This window comes from Endozoicomonas sp. ALE010 (assembly GCF_049310165.1).
Taxonomy (GTDB): Bacteria; Pseudomonadota; Gammaproteobacteria; order Pseudomonadales; family Endozoicomonadaceae; genus Endozoicomonas.
In genome coordinates, this window is the sequence record NZ_JBLYNV010000030.1 from 45,328 (window position 1) to 65,400 (window position 20,073).

Sequence of the window (20,073 nt, forward strand, 5' to 3'; positions counted from 1 at the left end):
ATGGAATCGAATATTTCTGGCTACTTATGCCGGGGGAAATGGCTGTTGAAGTGAGGAGCGTTCAGTGAGATGTCGGCATCCAGGGTAATATTCAGGAACTCCACCAGCATCACGGCAGTCAGCCCCCAGATCAGATACTCGCCATAGTAAAAGGACGGCATCATGTAGTCATGGTTGCGCAGTTTCCAATGGTTGAACGTCAGGTTGTCCTTGTCCAGAAAGTAGCTTAACGGGACTTTAAAAATACGATCCAGCTCCGCCATATTGGCTCTTAGTGGCGTGTCTGCGGCAATAATCCCGACAATAGGGGTGACTTCCAGACCAAAGCGCGAGACCACCGAGCCGGTTTGACCAATGATTCTGACGGCTTCCGGAGGGAGGGCGATCTCTTCAAAGGACTCCCTCAATGCGGTCTGGACCAGGTCTCTGTCGGATAAGTCCCGCTTGCCTCCCGGGAACGCAACCTCACCACTATGGGTGCTCATGTGGGGAGCCCGCCGGGTAAACACCAGCTCTGGTTCCGGTGCATTGGTAATGGGTATCAGCACTGCGGCTTCTGGCAGTTGGGCATTTATTGTTCTGGGCTGGTGGTTTTGCAGCCGTTCTTCAACCTGGTTCAACATCATGGTGACTTCAGAGGCATCCTTGCAAGGGACTTGAATTTATCATAAGTAGCTCAGCCGGATTTATCCAGTGTTCTTGGGGGCTATTAACATTTTGTTGCCTGCACAGAGTGAGTGGTCATTCTGCCCTTTATTAACTCTTTGTCGTGTATCCAGCATCGACACGCAGAAGTCTCTCTTGCTCAAAAAGCATCCTGACTCAGAATTTATCGGTGACATTGCCAGTGCTTTCAACTTTAAACGAGAAGGACTGCAAACCATTCTGGAATCCGCAATGCTCGGGAATCCAACCCTTGTTGTGGTTACCACAAAAGACCGACTCGCAAGATCAGGACTCTACTAACTATTTGGAGTACTCATCTTGTTCAGTCTTGATAATTGTTTCGAAGCTTTATTGTGGCTGTAGAAATGTGAAAGTTATTTCAGGACAGTTCCTAATAATGTCTACCCTAAGAGATCAGTTTCACCTTGAGGAACTGATTATGCAAAATGTAAACTCTGGAGCCACTTCATCACAACTCACCGGTTATGTTACCCCACCGGTTGCGGTTGGTCGTTCACCATCTCCCCCCGTCGCCGCAGTTGCCAGCGTGCCTCCGACTCCTGGCCTGAGTCCGGAACTATGCCTGCAAGAAGAAAAAATGTCGACCAATGGTACTAAACCTGTAACAAACAGAAATGTGGCACTTTCGGCACCGAGTGCTCAACGTGATGAAATCAGCAAACCTTTTCGAGACGGTGGTAACCCTGATACCGCGGGTATTTCATCCACAAATACCGAAAAGAGGATTATAAGTGACATGAAGGATGAGTTGATAAAACTCGTTGGCCCTCTGCTTTGGAATAATGCTCGCATTTGTGGGCTGGCACTCACTGGCAAAACCAGAGACCAACTTAAGTTCAAGGTGACGGCGGATTATGATTGCAGCCCGGAAGAAAAGCGGATGTTGCTCGCCGAAATAGAGCGCTTCATGCAAGATAATGTTCCGCAGAGGTTGCGAAATGAGTTCAAACTCGTAATTGATTACATTGGGCCTATAGAAGCCTTGAGTTCTGGCCCTGTAAATTCATAAGCGAAAAATTTGGCAGCAATCAGGATGCCTCCCTTAGTTCTTGTTCTTAAGGTAGACATTAAGGATTCTTCATGATGGTAAACTGAACCCTGTCCTCTTTCAGTGTTTGATGAGGGGGGCTGGTTGACAGGTGTTGCGGGTCTTGCATTGGAACCTCAAAGGAAAAGAAAAGCTTTTCCCGTTAATGAAGCAAGTAGATCGACAGTTTGTTCATCTCTGAGGTTTTGTTACTCTGTTATTGTCCTTCTTTACCCGTCTGCCAGAAACAAGGAGTGAACGTTGATGACAGGATCCTCTATGCATTACTGCAGTGTCTGCGGTCATAAGACTCAAAGAAAAGTGCCTGAAGGGGACCATCGCCTGCGGGATGTGTGTAATCACTGTCACACGATTCATTATCAGAACCCCAGGGTTATCACCGGGTGCCTGCCCGTTTACCAGGATAAGGTATTGATGTGTAAACGGGCGATCGAGCCCAGAAAGGGGTTCTGGACACTGCCCGGTGGTTTTATGGAGTTGGGCGAAACCATCGAAGAGGGAGCGGCACGGGAAACCCGCGAAGAAGCCTGTGCGGATGTTACTATTGAGTCACTGTATACGCTGTTTAATGTGGTGCATGTAGGTCAGCTGTCGGCTTTTTTTCTGGCGAGACTGGAACGGCCGGACTTTGCCCCGGGGGAGGAGAGTCTGGAGGTGGCCCTCTTTACAGAAGATGAGATTCCCTGGGACCAACTGGCATTTTCTACCATAAGCCGGACGCTTCGCTATTATTTTGCCGATCGTCGGGAAGGCGTATTTCCCATGAGGCTTGAGTATGTCACGCCTCCGCAGCGGCAAGACTGACCGGGTGAAAATCGAAGGCAGGCATTTCATAAGGGTGCGCCCGCAGTAGCGCCTCAATGGCGGGTTTTAAAAACCGCTCCTGACAAAGCATTTCTACTTTCCAGGTTTCTTCTGAATGGATTTCGCCGGGTTGCCCGGAGAAGGGCTGGCTTCCCGGCAAGGGGCGAAACTGGCCGGTTCCCGGGGTTTGCCAGCAACAGCAATCATAGGTTCCATAACGACCAGCGCCGGCAGCGAACAGGGCCTCCTTGACTGTTTCAAGCCAGGGGGAGGGAATCATTACACTGACTTTGTACACCTGCGTTTCAGACTGGTGAGAAAGGTGCGCTTCATGTTGTGCAGATGATTCCTTCATGCTTATGAACCGTAGCGGAAGCGATTAATCACCGGCTGGGCATACATCTTTAGGAACCAGGGGCGGTATGGCTCAGGGCAGCGCTGCAGGTGTCGGGTAAATTCATCGCGCTTTTTCTGCAGATCGATGGCCGGGAATAACTGTTCGATCCCCGGAACCTGAATAACCTGCTCATGCTGGTTGATCTCACTGCTGATCGCTTCCCAGGCAAACAGGTTGGATGTCTGCAACTGATAGTTATGGTGAATCTGATGGTTAACCTCTTGAACCACCGAGGCGGCATCTTCAAAGTCTTCTGTCAGCGGTTTGCCAAACGCAACATGCACATGCCCTTTGTAACCATCTATGCCGGTGACGATGCTTTTCAAATCTTCATCGTCGGCTTTCTGATACTGACCGGTCTGTTGTTTCTCATAGAGTTCCCGGGCCTTGTCGCAGTCGCATGGGTCGAACTCGTAGGAGATGGAGACCGGTACAATATTCAGTGAGCGAATATTGTCAGCAAAAGCGCCCTGCCTGCCACGACGGCTCAGGTTAAACATCTTGATAATGGCCGGATCGGTCTGGTCATTACCATCCTTGGCCCGGCCTTCGCTCTGGGCAATCCAGACCGGCTGGCCTTCATCGATGCAGTGATGAATGTAGGCCGAGAGGTTCTGGAAGGCGAGCAGCTTTTCCCGTCGTCCGGACAGTGAGCGTTTGACGATAAAGCTTTTGTTCAGACGCATCAGGTCACTGACAAAAGGGCGTTTGACCAGGTTGTCGCCAATGGCAATCTGGCAGGTTTCCATATCGTTAAGGTAGAGCGCGTAGTTGACCAGGGCCGGATCCAGAACAATATCCCGATGGTTGGACAGAAACAGATAGGCCTTGTCCTTGTTCAGGTGCTCAATGCCGGAAAAAGACACCTTATGGGTGGTGGTTTTGATCACCCGGGTCAGATAGGGCTCGATGATGGCCTGAAAATCCCGGACATTATGGATATTCCGTGTTTTGTACTTTAACGCCAGAGAGGTGATCCAGGCCATGGCTCCGGAAAATTGCCGGGTTAAACCGGGGTAACGGTGCTTTGCCAACACATGGAGCAGGTCTTTATCAGTTAACAGGCGAGCCAGTGTAGGCCGGACCTCATGGTCATGGTAAGGGCGGATATCGTCAAAAGCTTCCATTTGTGCCAATGCTTTGAGGTCAGATAAGGAAAAAATCGTTATTGATCGACGGGCTATTATATTTCATGGATTGACTGCCGGTCTGTATAGACACTGTCGCGTAATGTAACTGAGGCGTATGGAGGATGCAAACCAGAGGTTGTTCATCAGTATGTGTGCGATTGAAGTGATAACGAAGGTGGAATTGGTTGCCGGGTGACGTTTATCGCTGGAATGGGAATCGCTGTGAGGAATACCTGCAAACCGTTCCCGAACATCATATAATCCAGGTTTCAGGTTCCCGGAACCTGACCATTTATAAAAATGCCAGGCAGGAATTATTCATGTTGAAGCAGTTTAAAAGTGCTGTCAGTTTGGTGGTATTGCTGGTCACGGTGGCGGGGCCGGTCTGGGCTACCACCCCTGTTAGCGGTGTTGTGGCTCAGAAAGAGCAGAAAGAACAAAAAGAGCCGTCGGTTTCTGGTAAGGTTCAGGGACAGTTAAGCGAGGCGATTCAAATCCTCCACTCAGGCCAGGCAACAAACCCGGCTAAAGCCATTAACGCTTTGCAGCGCATTGCCCGCCAGGGCGATCAGAAAGCCCGGGCCGAAGCCATGCTCTGGCTGGGCAGGGCTTATCGTGACGGGCTTGCCGGGACCGCTAAGGATATTGGCATGGCCTTTGACTATTTCCAGCAGGCTGCCGGGCGTGAAGGGCTGAATCCTGAAGCACAGTATGAGCTGGGACGGGCCTATCTCAATGGTGAAGGCACGGACCGCAACCTGATCGCGGCTTATATGTGGACCGAGCTCAGTCTGCAGGCCCCGTCGAACATATCAGCCTCTGCCGAAGCCCAGAAAGCCAGGCTGGAGACTCTGCTCAATACGGTTCAACTGGAAAAGGCCAGGCAGCTGGTGGATCAGTTGGCCACTCTTTATCTGCAATAATCAGGCTCTTGATCGCAAATGATTAAAGTGAGTTGGAGTAATTTATGTGCAGCCGTTACTCATTCAACCTGCCCAGGGTTGACCTTGGCTTTCTCGGTATCAACGATGTGTTAACTCAGAAACCCGTGCAACAGGTGGTGCCGGGGCAGCAGGTGTGGCTGGTTCGGAACAGTGACTGTGGTGCCCCTGAACTCGCCCGGGCCAAGTGGGGGCTTGTCCCTTCCTGGTTGCAGGATTTATCTCGGGCCCAGATCAATGCCCGTGTGGAGACCGCCGCTGAGTCACGAATGTTCAAAAAAGCCTGGCAGGACAGGCGTTGCCTGATTCTGGCGGATAGCTACTACCAATGGCATATGGCTCCGGGCAACCGTCGTCAGTTGTGGCGTATCGGCGCAAAAGATGGTTCGCTGCTACTGATGGCCGGATTATGGGAGCGGTTCACGGTGGACAGTACTCTCTCTTTCGATTCCTGCGCCGTGTTAACCATGCCGGCAATGCCACCGTTAATGTTGATCGCTGAGCGCATGCCGACGTTGTTGACGAAGGCTCATGCACAGCGCTGGCTGTCCGGGGAACCTTTTGATATTGAACGTTTTTCTGCCTTTCTAGCCAGCTTTCCCTGGCACAGCCAGAATATTCTGAAAGGCTGAGGTTGCGTTGTTCAGAATCTCCATTCACTGCTGAAATGCTGGTCTATCATTAGCGTTCATTGTGGCCGTGTGCAGTGAACCCAGTGCAATTTTCTATCAGGAAAAAAATCATTTTTTTTACTGTCGTGCCTGTCACGCTGCTGTACAACCTGATCTTTGGAATCCACCTCTACCTCTCACTCAAACAGGCCACGGACGCGGTCGCAAAAGGGCTGATTGAGCAGGTCTGGCATAATGCGGACAAAATTGACAGCCATACCCGGCAGCTGATGACCATGACCTCGTTTATGGGGGATATGTTGAGTCGGATGCCAGTGACTGACCATGCCATGATCAAACACTTTCTCACGGATCTGGTGGCAAGAAACTCTCTGGTTCGCGGCTTTACTTATGTGAAGCTCGGCAGCAGCCTGCAGCACTGGGATGTTTTTCATGCCTACAGGAATCAGTGCCGGGTCCGGCTGGATGAAAGCGTCGATACCGGCCTGTTTCCAGCCCAGTTCTGGTGGGCCAATCAGGATCAGCAGAAAGGGGGATTCTGGACATCGCCAAGAGGGTCTGCGGATAAAGGGTGGATTGTCAGCTATATCGTCCCGGTCATTTCAGAGAACACCCTTTATGGCTATTTCTGGATGGATATCAGCCTGGCGGATCTGCGCCAGCAGCTGGTGGAAAACACCACGGGAAATGCCAGTTTTTCCATTGTTAATGGCGCAGGAGAGTACCTGCAGACGGACAGTGAAACGCCGAAGCGCTACCAGTTAAACAGCATTCATCAAAGCCAGTTCTATTACGGTTCACCGGGGTTATGGCATGACCTGGAAGAGCTGATTGAACGAGGTGAGCCCGCTTTCCGGCATAAGTGGGTGCCGGTGCGGCAGAATGAGTACTGGTTGATGGGGGCACCCATTAAATCGGCTTCCTGGTGGATGATCAGTTATGCCCCAAGGGAAACCGTACTGGCTCCGGTTATTGACCAGGCGCAGATTAATGCATTGCTGATGCTACTCTCCCTGACACTGATATTTACCTGTGCCAGCCTGGTGTCGGTGAGAATTACCCGTCCGATTATCCGTTTGAAGCGAGCCATGGATGATTTTACCTACCGTCGGGTCATGCCGGTGATTACCCATATCAGCCGGGATGAAATGGGCAGTTTGACCGAAAGTTTCCAGCAACTGGTGACCAGGCTGGCGGACCGGGAAAAAGCACTGCATCGGGCCAGAACCAGCAATATCGGTCATTTGCTGGAGCGGCTGAGGGGGAACTATTTCTATTTCAACCTCAATAAGGATGGGTGCGTTACCCATGTCAGTCCGTCAATAGAGGCCATTCTGGGCTACACACAGAAGGAGTTTCTGCGTCCATTGATCGGGTATCTTGCTAACCGGGACAGTAAATTATGTTTTCGGGATCAGTTTCGTGAGGCCAAGCAGGGGCGATGGGGCGATACCTTTGAGCTGGATATCCGGCATCTGAATGGCAGCATCCGCAGGCTGGAAATCTTCTGGAGCGATATCGGGGATCTGGAAGACAGGCAATATCTGGTGGAAGGGCTGGCCAATGATATTACTGATCGGGTCAGCGATACCAAGAAATTCAAGCTGCTACTGGACAGCGCGCCGGACGCAACCATCATTGCCACACCGGAAGGCATTATCGGCATGGCCAACAGCAGGACGGAAGATCTGTTTGGCTTTCACCGGGAAGACCTGGTCAATATGCCCCTGAGCCTGCTGACGCCACTGGAAAACCGTCCGGGGCACCCTCTGTTGGGTGATCTGGAAAAAGCCAGTTGGGAGCAGTTGTGCCTGGTGGGTTATGAATCCCGGGGTATTGATCGTAAAGGCCGGATTTTCCCGGTAGAAATCACCAGCAACCCCCTGAAAACCGGCGATGGCCTGCTGATCTCCATGGTGGTTCGTGATATCACGGAGCGCAAACGCATTGAGCATGAGTTGATGCGGGCCAAGGAAGAGGCAGAGCGGGCCAATCTGGCCAAAGGTCTGTTCCTCTCCAATATGAGCCACGAGTTGAGAACACCGCTGAATGGCGTGCTTGGCAATGCCCAGCTGTTGTTAAGAAACCTCTCGTTATCGTCGGCCCAGCGAAAAAGCCTGAACACCATTGAGGCCAGTGGCCAGCATTTGCTGTCACTGATTAACGATATTCTCGATTTAACCAAAATTGAGTCCAGCAAGATTGAGTTACACCCTTCTGCGGTTCGATTGCTGGAGTTACTGCGAGGGGTGCGCAATATTCTCATGGAAAGGGCGGTCAGCAAGGGGCTGGATTTACGCCTGCTGCCCATTGGCACGTTACCGGAAATTGTCATGCTGGATGAAATCAAGGTTCGTCAGGTGCTGCTGAATCTGCTCAGTAACGGCGTTAAGTACACGGTTAAGGGATGGGTTGAATGCCGGGTGTCCGTGGAGGGCAATGATATTGTCTTTGAAGTCCGCGACACCGGTGTTGGTATTGCCCATGAGGACCTGGAGAGGGTCTTTGAACCTTTCCGGCAGGTCCATCTGGGGTTGCAGATCGGTGGCACTGGCCTGGGGCTGGCGATCAGTCGGCGGCTGGTTTCGGCCATGGGTGGGGAGCTTGATGTTATCAGCGAGCCCGGCAAGGGGAGCCGTTTTATTTTTGTCCTGCCGCTGGTTCTGGGCAGTTTTGCAGCGCTGAAAGAGCATCAGCGTCTTTTGCCCGGTTCCATTTATGTGCATTTGGATGAGCGCTTCCAGGGGGTTCGGGTTCTGGTGGTGGATGATGTTGAAAGTAACCGGGATATGATGGCCGGGTTGCTGGATTCAGCGGGTTTCAGGGTTGATACCGTCGGCAATGGCCTTCAGGCGGTGGAAGCGGTGAAGCAGGTGGATTTTGACCTGATTTTGATGGATATCTCCATGCCGGTGATGGATGGGGTGACAGCGATCAGGAAAATTCGTGAACTTCCCGGAAAAGTATCGGTCAAAGCTGTGGCTGTGACCGCCAGTGTCAGCCATGAGGCCAGGGAGCGGTTGTTGATTCAGGGGTTTGACGAATACATTGGCAAGCCCCTGGATGCCGGGCTGATGTTTGATAAAATCCGCTGTTTACTGGGGGTGGATTATGTCACTGCGCTGCCAAAACCTGAGTGGAATGAGAATGCTTTGCTGCAAAGTCTCAAAGAGATGCGCATGGACAGCTTTGTTCATGCCATCATTACTGCTTTCGAGCAGGGCGATCTGGAGTCGCTGGAGCAGGCGCTGCACTCATTTGAGAACGACCCGGCATTGGCCGATGTGATTGGCTTCCTGCTGATGCTGACGGCAGATATGGATATTGCCCGGCTGGAAAATTTTATTGGCCAGCTGGTAGAAAATTTTGACCATAGACGTTGAGGCATTATCAGTCAGTTTTATTGATATGGATTCATTACCAAAAGCAGTAAATTCATTCTCGACAGCAGGGTTTGCCAACCCTGAGAGTTGCCCGGTGCCACCGGGCAAACAGTCAAACCCTGAAACTGCACACTGCGAGCCTCCGGGTAACAGAGAACAGCTAAGACAGGAATTGCTCGATGCTGTGAAGGCAGGCACGTTAGGCGCTCGACAGATCAGGATGAGCTCCGCGAAATCAGGCCATGCAAGATTCAAAAAAGAGTCGGATTATCTTGACCATAAGGATAAGTTACCCAAAGGACCAAGGCCCGTCATCCTGATTATGGAAGATGTACCCACGATACTCAGGCCGAACCATGTCACTGTTGGTCTGATAAAACCCGGTACGCTCGCTGCCTATAAAAAAAATGCCATTACATCCTTTCTAGAGAACAATGCGGTAAAGCCGGATGAGCTTTCTGCCAAATGCCTGCCTGACCACAGTTCACTGCAAAAGAAAATGGAGGAGAGAGCTAAACGGATCTGTACCGTTTATCAGGGATCTTCATCCGGTAAACTGCGCTGGAATGGCACATTCAAACCGCCTGAATTCAGGGAAAAAGATTATGAAAAGTTAACATGCCATTCAGAATGGCTAACCACCGGGTATAAAAAATCACAAATCAAGTGCTTTCTTACTGCAAAAGAGGACCTTGGCAAAGACATTACCGATCATTTGCAGGATAAACACCAGTTAGAAGAGACTTTTGGCATCGACCCATTGCCCTGGCTGGTTTATTCCCAGCAAAGCGGCTCGGCAGAGGTTTATTTTGAGGATGAAGTCAGTGGCCATCTGTCAGCGCTGCATAAAGCCAGGCTCACTAATTTTTCGATATCCCATATCATTGCTGAAGAAACCTTCAGGCAGGTATTGAATTTTCTGCCAATGCCGTTAAGAGCAAAGACCCTGAATCAACAGCATCTGCCAGCGATGCAGTATCCATGTCAGGACATTATAAAACTGGTAACGAACCCGGACTTCAATCATCAACACTTAAGGGAATTAATAGACCAGATCTGGAAATTAATAGACCAGGATTTCCCGGTTGAAAAAACGTTTCTTTACAAGGGGAAGTGGCAGACAGTACTTGATTTGTTGATCCAGTCAGCAACAACGTTATGGTTACAAGATCATCATCGTAGTATGTCTCTGTATTATAACCAACAAGAGCATAGGGGAGAGAGAGCTGACGAGGAAGATGTTTTTTTCCAGTTATCTACTGAACTGGCCAGACGCGGGGTGTCTTTTGATGAAAAAAATGGCAAGCATCTGTTAAGGGAATTTTATTCGATTAGACTGTGCTGTCGTTTAAAGGCATTGGGATTATCCTACAAGGGGGGCGATTTAGGGTATTTAATTACTGATGTCCCCTTCTTTAATGATCCGGCTGTCATGCTGGAATTTCATCAACGTTGCCAGAGACTCAGTTCAGCAGAACTGCAAGAAGTGTTTGACTACGTCCTTCGACGACCTTTTCAAGGGTATCACCCCTATGACCAATTAAAGAACTATTTATTGGCTCTGTTTCGTTTTGGTGAACCCGATGAGCAAATATTCAGCGCTGTGAGAGAAAAAATAGCAGACACCGGAGCTGATGGCATTGAACAATCCCTGGGAACACTTTGTGCAGATGATTATATCCACTGGGCTAAAGAACTCCGGGAGCGGCGGGATCAAGAGCCCTTTTATCAGCAGTGGCCAGAAAATATCAAAAAAGGGCAACAACAAATAGACGAACTGCGAAAGTCCTTCGGCCTTACCGGCAGTCAATCTGCCCAACCTGCCTCATTGATGCAACCAGCAGCGTTGCAATTTATCGTCGACGCCTTCAGCCAACCGCCGGTTCTGCCCAATGCCAAAGATAACGAAGAGACCATTCTGAGAATCTTACAGCACTATTACCGACGTCCCGGACCAGAGCGAGTCATCCAATGCCTTGGCCGTGAGACATTGCCCGTGGTGTGGAAGTCTGCTCACAGCTGCAGTCATGTATTGCGGGCCCGGAACAATCTGTTGTGGTATATCGAGTTGCTGGACAAATTCGATCCGATGCAGTTCTCTGACATTGAAAAGAATCTGTTGTCGCTGGCCATCATCTATCATGACGCCGCAGCGGAAGATGTCCCCAAACGAGATGAAGAAGCCAGGGCGGCTGACTATTTCAAACGGGATCTGAAGGGGCAGTATCCACAACAACAGCTGGAGGATATTGCCGAGGCGCTGGCCAGCAAGGAAGACGACGTACATGGCAAGAGCGACCAGGCTATTTCCCCATCGGTTCGCCGTTATCTGCGGGTACTGCGTTTTGCTGATCGTATGGACTTTATCCGATGCACCGGGGTTGATGCCTCGTTCCCGGGATTCTGCCCAGGCCGACACCAGCTTACAGTGTTTGACCCCCGGCGTTTGGATCTGCCGTCGCAACTCACCAGGGATTTCACCGGTGACCCTGTCCTGAAACCGGACTTCCAACGCCAACTGGAAGCTGCCATGCATGGTGCCGCTGATCTGTTACAGGTCACTGGCAGCCATAGTGAAGACTGTCGGGCGGATTCCTATATCCAGACGTATCATCTCAAACCTGACAGGACGGCCATCAAAGAGAAATTTGAACTGACCCCCTTGCCACTGCAGAACATGGAAAACTGCCTGGATGATAATGTCCGGCGTTTTATTGCCAGCCGTGCAGGCATTCACACCTGTTCTAGCCCTGACCATAAAGACTGCAAGACTGACCGGCAAAACGGGATTACCCGTGGCATCCATAATAGCTTCCATGATCTCAGGCAAGTGCAGGTGCCAACAGGGATGACCCGGCTGGAAAAGATGCAGTGTCGCCAGGGTTTCAGTCTGCTCAGCATGGCAACACAAGAGGCCATCGCCCAGGAGGTGCAACGACTGCAATCCGAAGGGATACTTATGAGCCTTGGCACATTAACCCAGCAAACCCTGAAATCACCCCCGGCAAAACAAGTGCTTGAGCAAAGAGGCTTTGCGGTGATCAGTGAGAAGCGCTTCAGGGGATATGACGACACTGGCAAGGTAAACCTGCAGGAAATGCTGGTGCCCATTCCTGTGGGTTCTGTCGGTTCATGATGCTTTTGTTCAGGAGGCTGTGGTCGCAATGATCATCAATGGTCTTCATTTTTTTCTCTTCCTTTTTTTTCTTTTTGGTTGGTCGGTGTGCTCTTTTGAATGTTCTTCGGCGGTTGAGTGAAAGTAATCTGAGGGTTGCCTTCCTTTATCGGTGGTCATGTGTGCCTCATCTGCACGCCTTCTTTTAAGCCCTACAGAGGCAAGCCCCGGCAGCGGGGTGTCTACCCTGGTCTTTATGCGATCAATACATCGTTTCATGGAATCCCGATCCCGGTTCCCAAGCTCGTTCACCGGGATTTCAATGACCTCAAATCCTGATTTTTGCAGCAGTGCGATTTTAAGCAGTGTCGAGCCATTCCTGGTTTTGAAATCACCACCCACGTAATGAGACGGTCCCTGAACTTCAATCACAATGTTGTGATCTGGCAGTAGCAGGTTTACCGGAGGTAATGTGTTCAGACTTTTTTCTTTTTTAATCCTCAAAGAGGGAATGCGTGATTGGAGTTGATCGTGGAAGTCGGTTTGAGTTTTTGACATGGTTGTCCGGTAATGGGGGACGAATGGACAAGGTTTCCCAAGCCAACTTGCGGCCATGGCAATAATGGTTTGCTCATCTTCATTGTCCGGGAATGTATTTTCCATGCGAGTAAACAGGTCATCCAGGTGCTTTTCAAACACGTTATTTCTATTGGCATTGGGAACCAGAGACAACCTGGCACAGCATACCATTAGTCCCCAGAGAGACATTAATATGTCTTGCTCAGAGAGCTGAGGGTTTTCACTGATTTGACCGACAAGCGATTCGAACGTAGAGGTAACCACGTTCAGCTCAACGAATTCACCCAGTTTCGCAATGGCCGACAGCAGGTTGGCGATAGCCTGAGGAATAAATTGGTCTTTCTGTGCGTTCACGCAGGGCAACAGCACGGCCACAGCCTGGTTGATATCTGGTGTCTGCTCCTGCCCACTGTCCAACAGTTTTGCCATGGCCCACAGCAGGTTGGCTATATGCTGAGGAATAAATTGGTCTTTATGGGCGTTCACGTAGGGTAACAGCACGGCCACGGCCTCGTTGAGCCCTGGTGTCCGCACCTGCCCATTGTCGACCAGTTTCGCCATGGCCCACAGCAGGTTGGCTATATGCTGAGGAGTAAATTGGTCTTTATGTGCGTTCACGTAGGGTAACAGCACGGCCACGGCCTCCTTGAGTCCTGGTGTCCGCACCTGCCCGTTGTCTACCAGTTTCGCCATGGCCCACAGCAGGTTGGCAATAGCCTGAGGAATAAATTGGTCTTTCTGTGCGTTCACGTAGGGCAACAGCACGGCCACGGCCTTTTTGAGCCCTGGTGTCGGCTCCTGCCCGTTGTCCACCAGTTTTGCCATGGCCCACAGCAGGTTGGCTATATGCTGAGGAATAAATTGGTCTTTCTGTGCGTTCACGTAGGGTAACAGCGCGGCCACGGCCTCGTTGAGCCATGGTGTCTGCGCCTGCCCGTTGTCCACCAGTTTCGCCATGGCCCACAGCAGGTTGTTGATTTCCTGTGGTTTAAAGTTAGCTTTCTGTGCGTTTACTTGCGGCAACAGCGCGGCCACGGCCTCGTTGAACTCAGGTGTTTGCTTCTGCCCATTGTCCACCAGTTTCGCCATGGCCCACAGCATGTTGGCGATTTCCTGAGGTTTAAAGTTAGCTTTCTGCGCGTTTACGTGGGGCAACAGCGCGGCCACGGCCTCGTTGAGCCCTGGTGTCTGCACCTGCCCGTTGTCCACCAGTTTCGCCATGGCCCACAGCAGGTTGCCGATAGCCCGGGGAATAAATTGGTCTTTCTGTGCGTTCACCCGGGGCAGCAGTGCGGCTAAGGCCTCTTTGAGCCCTGGTATCCGCTCCTGCCCGTTGTCCACCAGTTTCGCCATGGCCCACAGCAGGTTGGTGATTTCCTGTGGTTTAAAATTAGCTTTCTGTGCGTTTACGTGGAGCAACAGCACGGGCACAGCTTCTTTGAACTCTGGTGTCCGCTCCTGGCCGTTGTCTGTCAGTTTCGCCATGGCCCACAGCAGGTTGGTGATTTCCTGTGGTTTAAAGTTAGCTTTCTGTGCGTTTACTTGGGGCAACAGCGCGGCTACGGCTTCCTTGAACTCAGGTGTTTGCTTCTGCCCATTGTCCACCAGTTTCGCCATGGCCCACAGCAGGTTGGCGATTTCCTGAGGTTTAAAGTTAGCTTTCTGCGCGTTTACGTGGGGCAACAGCGCGGCCACGGCCTCGTTGAGCCCTGGTGTCTGCACCTGCCCGTTGTCCACCAGTTTTGCCATGGCCCACAGCAGGTTGGCGATTGGCTGGGTGTCAATGTCGCTGGCTCCAGGTTGTAGGTGGCACTTGAATATTATTGCATCAAGTAGCGTTGACAATAAGGCAGCTTGAGTATGCCTGACACCCTCATCCATGGGGTGATGAGGGGTAAAAGCACCTGCTGAAGTAAATGAATGAAGTGTTGTCGTCAGGCTTCGCCAATTCCAGCTCCGTGTTACTGTAAAATTTTGCAGAAAACGCATCAGCTGGCTTTGTTCCGCTCGATTTAACGGTCTTTTAGAAGCTGACGCGTATTTTTTAATGGTACTGGCAAATTGACCATGATTACTCCCATTATAGCGTTGAGCGAAACGAGCAGATTTACTCAACAGATCATCCATTATTTCCGGGTTGACAAGGGCATTAAAATCTTGAGCAGGGGTAGGGGTTACTGAACGACACTGTAGATTTTGAGAAGTGTATGCGCCAGAAGCAGGGTAAAATTCATTACGCCCCGGGATAGTGCGGTAGGGATTATCCCTCTGTCTTACCGTGTCATGTCTATATTGCCCAAGCCTTGAAGAAGCGGCCTGGTTATCCGGTTGGTGGTAATAATTGCCTGATCTTGCGTTAGCAGCAGAGGTTCTATGCATAGTTATATTTCATTAATTCACGAAAATATAATAAAGCAGACAGCTGTTCTGTGCAGAGGTTCATTTTGCTGCAATATCTAAACTAAGTTTCTGCCAAAATGGAATTACATGGTCGTACCAGTGGGGACATTAAATGTCGATTTTCTGAATAACATTTAAGAATTGCTCGGTTTTACCACAGCTATAAACAGATTCATCACTCGTCATATTACACGCCATAAACAGAGCCTGATGCTGTGTTTTGGATAAATCGCTGAGGTAGTAATCGTGGCTTATCCGATAGGTTCCCCCATGAAGATTGATACTGACCCGGTTGCGATAATGCATCAGCAGCCCGGACTTCAGTGCTTTGCCACCATTGAGAACGGTCACTGTCTTCCGGAATTTTGCATTGACAGCAAGTGAGGGGTGTTGATTCCCACGGGTGAGAAGTTGTCGCGAAAGGCAGGCCTGAGGCGTTTCTCTTGTGCCGGTTTGAACTTTACTCAAATTTATCTTGTCTAAATGACCGGATTATCCGGACTGCTTCCGGTTGTATTCAACAAAATATGGTTATTTACTCCAGGCAGGAGACTAGAAACAATGGCAATGCCTATATCAACGTCCCTTAATGATGCTCCTTCTTCCGAGCCAGTTTCAGGACACCGTCCCCACACCACACCCGCAGCACAACAGGGCCAGATGGCAGGTTTCGCAGTAGATAAATAAGAGTACCTTCATGTCGGGCCTTACCCCCGAATTCAGGGGATGGGCAAACACTACCGCCTGCCACCGCGCCGGTAATAGAGAGACAGGTTGCCAGCACCGGTGATCCATCCGGGGCGGCCAGCTTGTCCGAAAGACCGGCCGAAGCGAAGCCAATGGAAAACCAGCCCCTGAATTACCAGATCCTCAGCAACACTTTTAAACGGACGTCTTATGCCAGCAGTTTATGTTTTGGAGCCACCATACCTGATGAGCAGGTCCGGGTGGTGATGGGCCACCTCCAAAAGATGGACAAACAGGGTAATAGATCTGTTACCATTTTTTTGATGTCAATGATATGTAATTTCAACCTGGGTACAGAAAACAAAAAGTGTGGCAATCATGATGGAAGGGAGGGGATTACTGGCTGTTGTTTCTCTTCCTTTTTTTTCTCTTTGGTTTGCCGGTGTGCTCTTCTGAATGTTCTTCGGCGGTTAAGTGAAAGTAATCTGAGGGTTGCCTTCCTTTATCGATAGTCATGTATGCCTTGCCTCATCTGCCCACTTTCTTTTAAGCGCTACAGAGGCAAGCCCCGGCGGCGGGGTGGCTACCCTGGTCTTTATGTGATCAATACATCGTTTCATGGAATCCCGGTTCCCAAGCTCGCTAACCGGGATTTCAATGACCTCAAATCCTGATTTTTGCAGCAGTGCGATTTTAAGCAGTGTCGAGCCATTCCTGGTTTTGAAATCACCACACACGTAATGAGACGGTCCCTGAACTTCAATCACAATGTTGTGATCTGGCAGTAGCAGGTCTACCGGAGGTAATGTGTTCAGACTTTTTTCTTCTTCAATCTTCAAAGAGGGAATGCGTGATTGGAGTTGATCGTGGAGGTCGGTTTGAGGTTTTGACATGTTTGTCGGGTAATGGGGGACGAACGGACAAGGTTTCCCAAGCCAACTTGCGGCCATGGCAATGATGGATTGCTCTTCTTCATTGTCCGGGAATGTGTTTTCCATGGGAGTAAACAGGTCATCCATGTGCTTTTCAAACACGTTATTTTTATTGGCATTGGGGACCAGAGACAACCTGGCACAGTACACCATTACTCCCCAGAGAGACATTATTATGTCTTGCTGAGAGAACTGAGGGTTTTCACTGATTTGGTAGACAAGCGATTCGAACGTAGAGGCAGCCACCTTCAGCTCAACGAATTCACCCAGTTTCGCAATGGCCCACAGCAGGTTGGCGATTTCCTTTGGTTTAAAGTGAGCTTTCTGTGTGTTTACGTGAGGCAATAGCGCGGCTACGGCCTCTTTGAACCTTGGTGCCCCCTCCTGCCTGCTGTCCACGAGTTTCGCCATGGCCCACAGCAGGTTGGCGACCGCCTGAGGAATAAATTGGTCTTTCTGTGCGTTCACGTAGGGCAACAGCGCTGCCACGGCCTCTGTGAACTCTGGTGTCCACTCCTGGCCGTAGTCCACGAGTTTTGCCATGGCCCACATCAGGTTGGAGATTTCCTGGGGGTTAAAGTTAGCTTTCTGTGCGTTTACGTAGGGCAACAGCACGGCGACAGCCTCTTTGAACTCTGGTGTCCGTTCCTGGCCGTTGTCTGCCAGTTTTGCAATGGCCCACAGCAGGTTGACGATTTCCTGTGGTTTAAAGTTAGATTTCTGTGCGTTTACGAAGGGCAACAGCGCGGCCACGGCTTCTTTGAACTCAGGTGTTTGCTTCTGCCCATTGTCCACCAGTTTCGCCATGGCCCACAGCAGGTTGGCTATATGCTGAGGAATAAATTGGTGTTTCTGTGCGTTCACGTTGGGCAACAGCGCGGCCACGGCCTCGTTGAGTTCTGGTGTCCGCTCCTGGCCGTTGTCTGCCAGTTTCGCCATGGCCCACAGCAGGTTGGCGATTTCCTGTGGTTTAAAGTTAGCTTTCCGTGCGTTTACGTAGGGCAACATCGCTGCCACGGCCGCTGTGAACTCTGGTGTCCGCAGCTGCCCGTTTTCCACCAGTTTCGCCATGGCCCACATCAGGTTGGAGATTTCCTGTGGTTTAAAGTTAGCTTTCTGTGCGTTTACGTGGGGCAACAGCACGGCCACAGACTCTTTGAACTCTGGTGTCTGCTCCTGGCCGTTGTCTGCCAGTTTCGCCATGGCCCACATCAGGCTGGAGATTTCCTGAGGTTTAAAGTTAGCTTTCTGTTCGTTTACGTGGGGCAACAGCACGGCCACGGCCACGGCCTCTTTAAACTCAGGTGTTTGCTTCTGCCCATTGTCCACCAGTTTCGCCATGGCCCACAGCAGGTTGGCGATTTCCTGTGGTTTAAAGTTAGCTTTCTGTGCGTTTACGTGGGGCAACAGCGCGGCTAGGGCCTCTTTGAACTCAGGTGTTTGCTTCTGCCCATTCTCCACCAGTTTCGCCATGGCCCACAGCAGGTTGGCGATTTCCTGTGATTTAAAGTTAGCTTTCTGTGCGTTTACTTGAGGTAACAGCGCGGCCACAGCCTCTTTCAACTCTGGTGTCCGCTCCTGCCCGTTGTCCACCAGTTTCGCCATGGCCCACAGCAGGTTGGTGATACCCTGAGCAATAAATTGGTCTTTCTGTGCGTTCACATTGGGCAACAGTGCGGCCACGGCCTTTTTGAGCCCGGGGGTCCGCTCCTGCCCGTTGTCCACCAGTTTCGCCATGGCCCACAGCAGGTTGACGATTTGCTGTGATTTAAAGTTAGCTTTCTGTGCGTTTACTTGAGGTAACAGCGCGGCCACAGCCTCTTTCAACTCTGGTGTCCGCTCCTGCCCGTTGTCCACCAGTTTCGCAATGGCCCACAGCAGGTTGGTGATACCCTGAGCAATAAATTGGTCTTTCTGTGCGTTCACATTGGGCAACAGTGCGGCCACGGCCTTTTTGAGCCCGGGGGTCCGCTCCTGCCCGTTGTCCACCAGTTTCGCCATGGCCCACAGCAGGTTGGCGATTTCCTGTGGTTTAAAGTTAGCTTTCTGTGCGTTTACTTGAGGTAACAGCGCGGCCACAGCCTCTTTCAACTCTGGTGTCCGCTCCTGCCCGTTGTCCACCAGTTTCGCCATGGCCCACAGCAGGTTGGCGATACCCTGAGCAATAAATTGGTCTTTCTGTGCGATCACATTGGGCAACAGTGCGGCCACGGCCTTTTTGAGCCCCGGTGTCCGCTCCTGTCCGTTGTCCACCAGTTTCGCCATGGCCCACAGCAGGTTGACGATTTGCTGGGCGTCAATATCCCTGGCTTCAGGTTTTTGATGGCACCTGAATATTATTGCATCAAGTAGCGTTGACAATAAGGCAGCTTGAGTAAGCTTGACACGCTCATCCCTGGGTTGATGAGGGGTAAAAACACCTGCTGAAGTCAATGAATGAAGTGTTGTCGTCAGGCTTCGCCAATTCCAGCTCCGTGTTGCTGTAAAATTTTGCAGCAAACGTATCAGCTGGCTTTGTTCTGCTCGATTTAACGGTCTTTTAGAGGCTGACGTGTATTTTTTAATGGAACTGGCAAAGTGACCGTGATTTCTCCCATCATAGCGATCAGCGAAACGATCAGATTTACTCAACAGATCATCCATTATTTCTGGTTTGACAAGGGCATTGAAATCTTGAGCAGGGGTTATTGAACGACACTGTAGATATTGAGAAGTGCATGCGCCAGAAGAAGGGTAAAATTCATTATGCCCCGGGATAGTACGGTAGGGACTATCCCTCTGTCTTATGTCAGGTCTATATCGCCCAAGCCTTGAAGAAGCGGCATGGTTATCCGGTTGGTTGTAATAATTACCTGATCTTGCGTTAGCAGCAGAGGTTCTATCCATAATTATATTTCATTAATTCACGAAAATATAATTAAACAGACAGCTGTTCTGTCCAGAGGTTCATTTTGCTGGAATATCTAAATGCCAAAATAGAATTACATGGCCGTACCAGTGGGAACATTAAATGTCGATTTTATTTCGGGACAATTACCTGGGAGGCTGACCGAGAATAGCGCCCGTCTAGGCGACCCCGTAGCGAGGATGGCAGAAAATTGAGGATAAAATTCGGTTTTGTGGGTCACAGTAGGAATGGTGGTCACCCGCCACCCCCTGCGCAGACCGTAGTTGCACTTTCAAGACCTTCTTAATGCATATCACAGCCCTTGTAGGAACGCTTCCATCCAGTCATCGTTGTTGACCCGTTCTGACTCTGTCGCCAATGAATCCAATGTCGCCCATGAATCCAAATCCCATTCCACTATTTCATCAAGCCCAAGTGGGTCTCTTCTCCT

The 20,073-nt window shown here is 50.6% G+C and carries 13 protein-coding genes; 7 read left to right on the plus strand and 6 right to left on the minus strand.

Going from position 1 to position 20,073, the window contains the following annotated elements; translation table 11 throughout:
• Positions 1-20 precede the first annotated feature (20 nt).
• Positions 21-626, minus strand: a complete 606-nt coding sequence (locus ACO6UY_RS13640; protein WP_422448688.1) for a CoA pyrophosphatase — start codon at positions 624-626, stop codon at positions 21-23.
• Between the two features lie 67 nt (positions 627-693).
• Between ACO6UY_RS13640 and ACO6UY_RS13645 the strand changes: the two genes are divergently transcribed.
• The 3 genes from ACO6UY_RS13645 to ACO6UY_RS13655 all read left to right on the plus strand — a co-directional run bounded on the left by ACO6UY_RS13645 (position 694) and on the right by ACO6UY_RS13655 (position 2,539).
• The gene (locus ACO6UY_RS13645; protein ID WP_422448686.1) at positions 694-966 is read left to right on the plus strand and encodes a hypothetical protein; all 273 of its coding nucleotides are present in this window, start codon (positions 694-696) and stop codon (positions 964-966) included.
• Positions 967-1,105: 139 nt separating this feature from the next.
• Positions 1,106-1,696, plus strand: coding sequence for a hypothetical protein (locus ACO6UY_RS13650; protein WP_422448684.1), 591 nt, complete (start codon positions 1,106-1,108; stop codon positions 1,694-1,696).
• Between the two features lie 297 nt (positions 1,697-1,993).
• Positions 1,994-2,539, plus strand: a complete 546-nt coding sequence (locus ACO6UY_RS13655; RefSeq protein ID WP_422449560.1) for an NUDIX hydrolase — start codon at positions 1,994-1,996, stop codon at positions 2,537-2,539.
• On the opposite strand, the gene ACO6UY_RS13660 is transcribed toward ACO6UY_RS13655, so the two are convergent.
• Positions 2,514-2,894 (minus strand): hypothetical protein, encoded by a 381-nt coding sequence (locus ACO6UY_RS13660; protein ID WP_422448682.1) that lies wholly within the window; start codon positions 2,892-2,894, stop codon positions 2,514-2,516. The genes ACO6UY_RS13655 and ACO6UY_RS13660 overlap by 26 nt on opposite strands.
• A gap of 2 nt (positions 2,895-2,896) precedes the next feature.
• Positions 2,897-4,063 (minus strand): 1-acyl-sn-glycerol-3-phosphate acyltransferase, encoded by a 1,167-nt coding sequence (locus ACO6UY_RS13665; protein ID WP_422448680.1) that lies wholly within the window; start codon positions 4,061-4,063, stop codon positions 2,897-2,899.
• A 188-nt stretch (positions 4,064-4,251) separates the two neighbouring features.
• Between ACO6UY_RS13665 and ACO6UY_RS13670 the strand changes: the two genes are divergently transcribed.
• The 4 genes from ACO6UY_RS13670 (at position 4,252) to ACO6UY_RS13685 (ending at position 12,158) form a co-directional block, all read left to right on the plus strand.
• Positions 4,252-4,989 (plus strand): tetratricopeptide repeat protein, encoded by a 738-nt coding sequence (locus tag ACO6UY_RS13670; RefSeq protein WP_422448678.1) that lies wholly within the window; start codon positions 4,252-4,254, stop codon positions 4,987-4,989.
• A 44-nt stretch (positions 4,990-5,033) separates the two neighbouring features.
• Complete coding sequence (locus ACO6UY_RS13675; RefSeq protein ID WP_422448676.1) at positions 5,034-5,639, plus strand: SOS response-associated peptidase; 606 nt, start codon at positions 5,034-5,036, stop codon at positions 5,637-5,639.
• A gap of 74 nt (positions 5,640-5,713) precedes the next feature.
• The gene (locus ACO6UY_RS13680) at positions 5,714-9,022 is read left to right on the plus strand and encodes an ATP-binding protein (protein WP_422490256.1); all 3,309 of its coding nucleotides are present in this window, start codon (positions 5,714-5,716) and stop codon (positions 9,020-9,022) included.
• On the plus strand, positions 9,006-12,158 hold the full coding sequence (locus tag ACO6UY_RS13685; RefSeq protein WP_422490258.1) for a hypothetical protein: 3,153 nt from the start codon (positions 9,006-9,008) through the stop codon (positions 12,156-12,158). The genes ACO6UY_RS13680 and ACO6UY_RS13685 overlap by 17 nt, the downstream gene beginning before the upstream one ends.
• A 45-nt stretch (positions 12,159-12,203) precedes the next feature.
• Here the strand turns inward: ACO6UY_RS13685 and ACO6UY_RS13690 are convergent, their stop codons facing one another.
• From ACO6UY_RS13690 to ACO6UY_RS13700, 3 genes are all read right to left on the minus strand, one after another.
• On the minus strand, positions 12,204-15,095 hold the full coding sequence (locus tag ACO6UY_RS13690; RefSeq protein WP_422490260.1) for a DUF1601 domain-containing protein: 2,892 nt from the start codon (positions 15,093-15,095) through the stop codon (positions 12,204-12,206).
• A gap of 129 nt (positions 15,096-15,224) precedes the next feature.
• Entirely contained in the window at positions 15,225-15,467 is a 243-nt protein-coding gene (locus ACO6UY_RS13695) for a hypothetical protein (RefSeq protein ID WP_422461358.1), read from the minus strand.
• Positions 15,468-16,315: 848 nt separating this feature from the next.
• Positions 16,316-19,621 (minus strand): RAP domain-containing protein, encoded by a 3,306-nt coding sequence (locus tag ACO6UY_RS13700; protein WP_422490262.1) that lies wholly within the window; start codon positions 19,619-19,621, stop codon positions 16,316-16,318.
• Positions 19,622-20,073 lie beyond the last annotated feature (452 nt).

Excerpts from the sequence above, each read along its gene's own strand:
- ACO6UY_RS13640 (WP_422448688.1), bottom strand. The coding sequence starts at position 626 with ATGATGTTGAACCAGGTTGAAGAACGGCTGCAAAACCACCAGCCCAGA.
- ACO6UY_RS13650 (WP_422448684.1), top strand. The coding sequence starts at position 1,106 with ATGCAAAATGTAAACTCTGGAGCCACTTCATCACAACTCACCGGTTAT.
- ACO6UY_RS13655 (WP_422449560.1), top strand. The coding sequence starts at position 1,994 with ATGCATTACTGCAGTGTCTGCGGTCATAAGACTCAAAGAAAAGTGCCT.
- ACO6UY_RS13660 (WP_422448682.1), bottom strand. The coding sequence starts at position 2,894 with ATGAAGGAATCATCTGCACAACATGAAGCGCACCTTTCTCACCAGTCT.
- ACO6UY_RS13665 (WP_422448680.1), bottom strand. The coding sequence starts at position 4,063 with ATGGAAGCTTTTGACGATATCCGCCCTTACCATGACCATGAGGTCCGG.
- ACO6UY_RS13675 (WP_422448676.1), top strand. The coding sequence starts at position 5,034 with ATGTGCAGCCGTTACTCATTCAACCTGCCCAGGGTTGACCTTGGCTTT.
- ACO6UY_RS13690 (WP_422490260.1), bottom strand. The coding sequence starts at position 15,095 with ATGCATAGAACCTCTGCTGCTAACGCAAGATCAGGCAATTATTACCAC.
- ACO6UY_RS13700 (WP_422490262.1), bottom strand. The coding sequence starts at position 19,621 with ATGGATAGAACCTCTGCTGCTAACGCAAGATCAGGTAATTATTACAAC.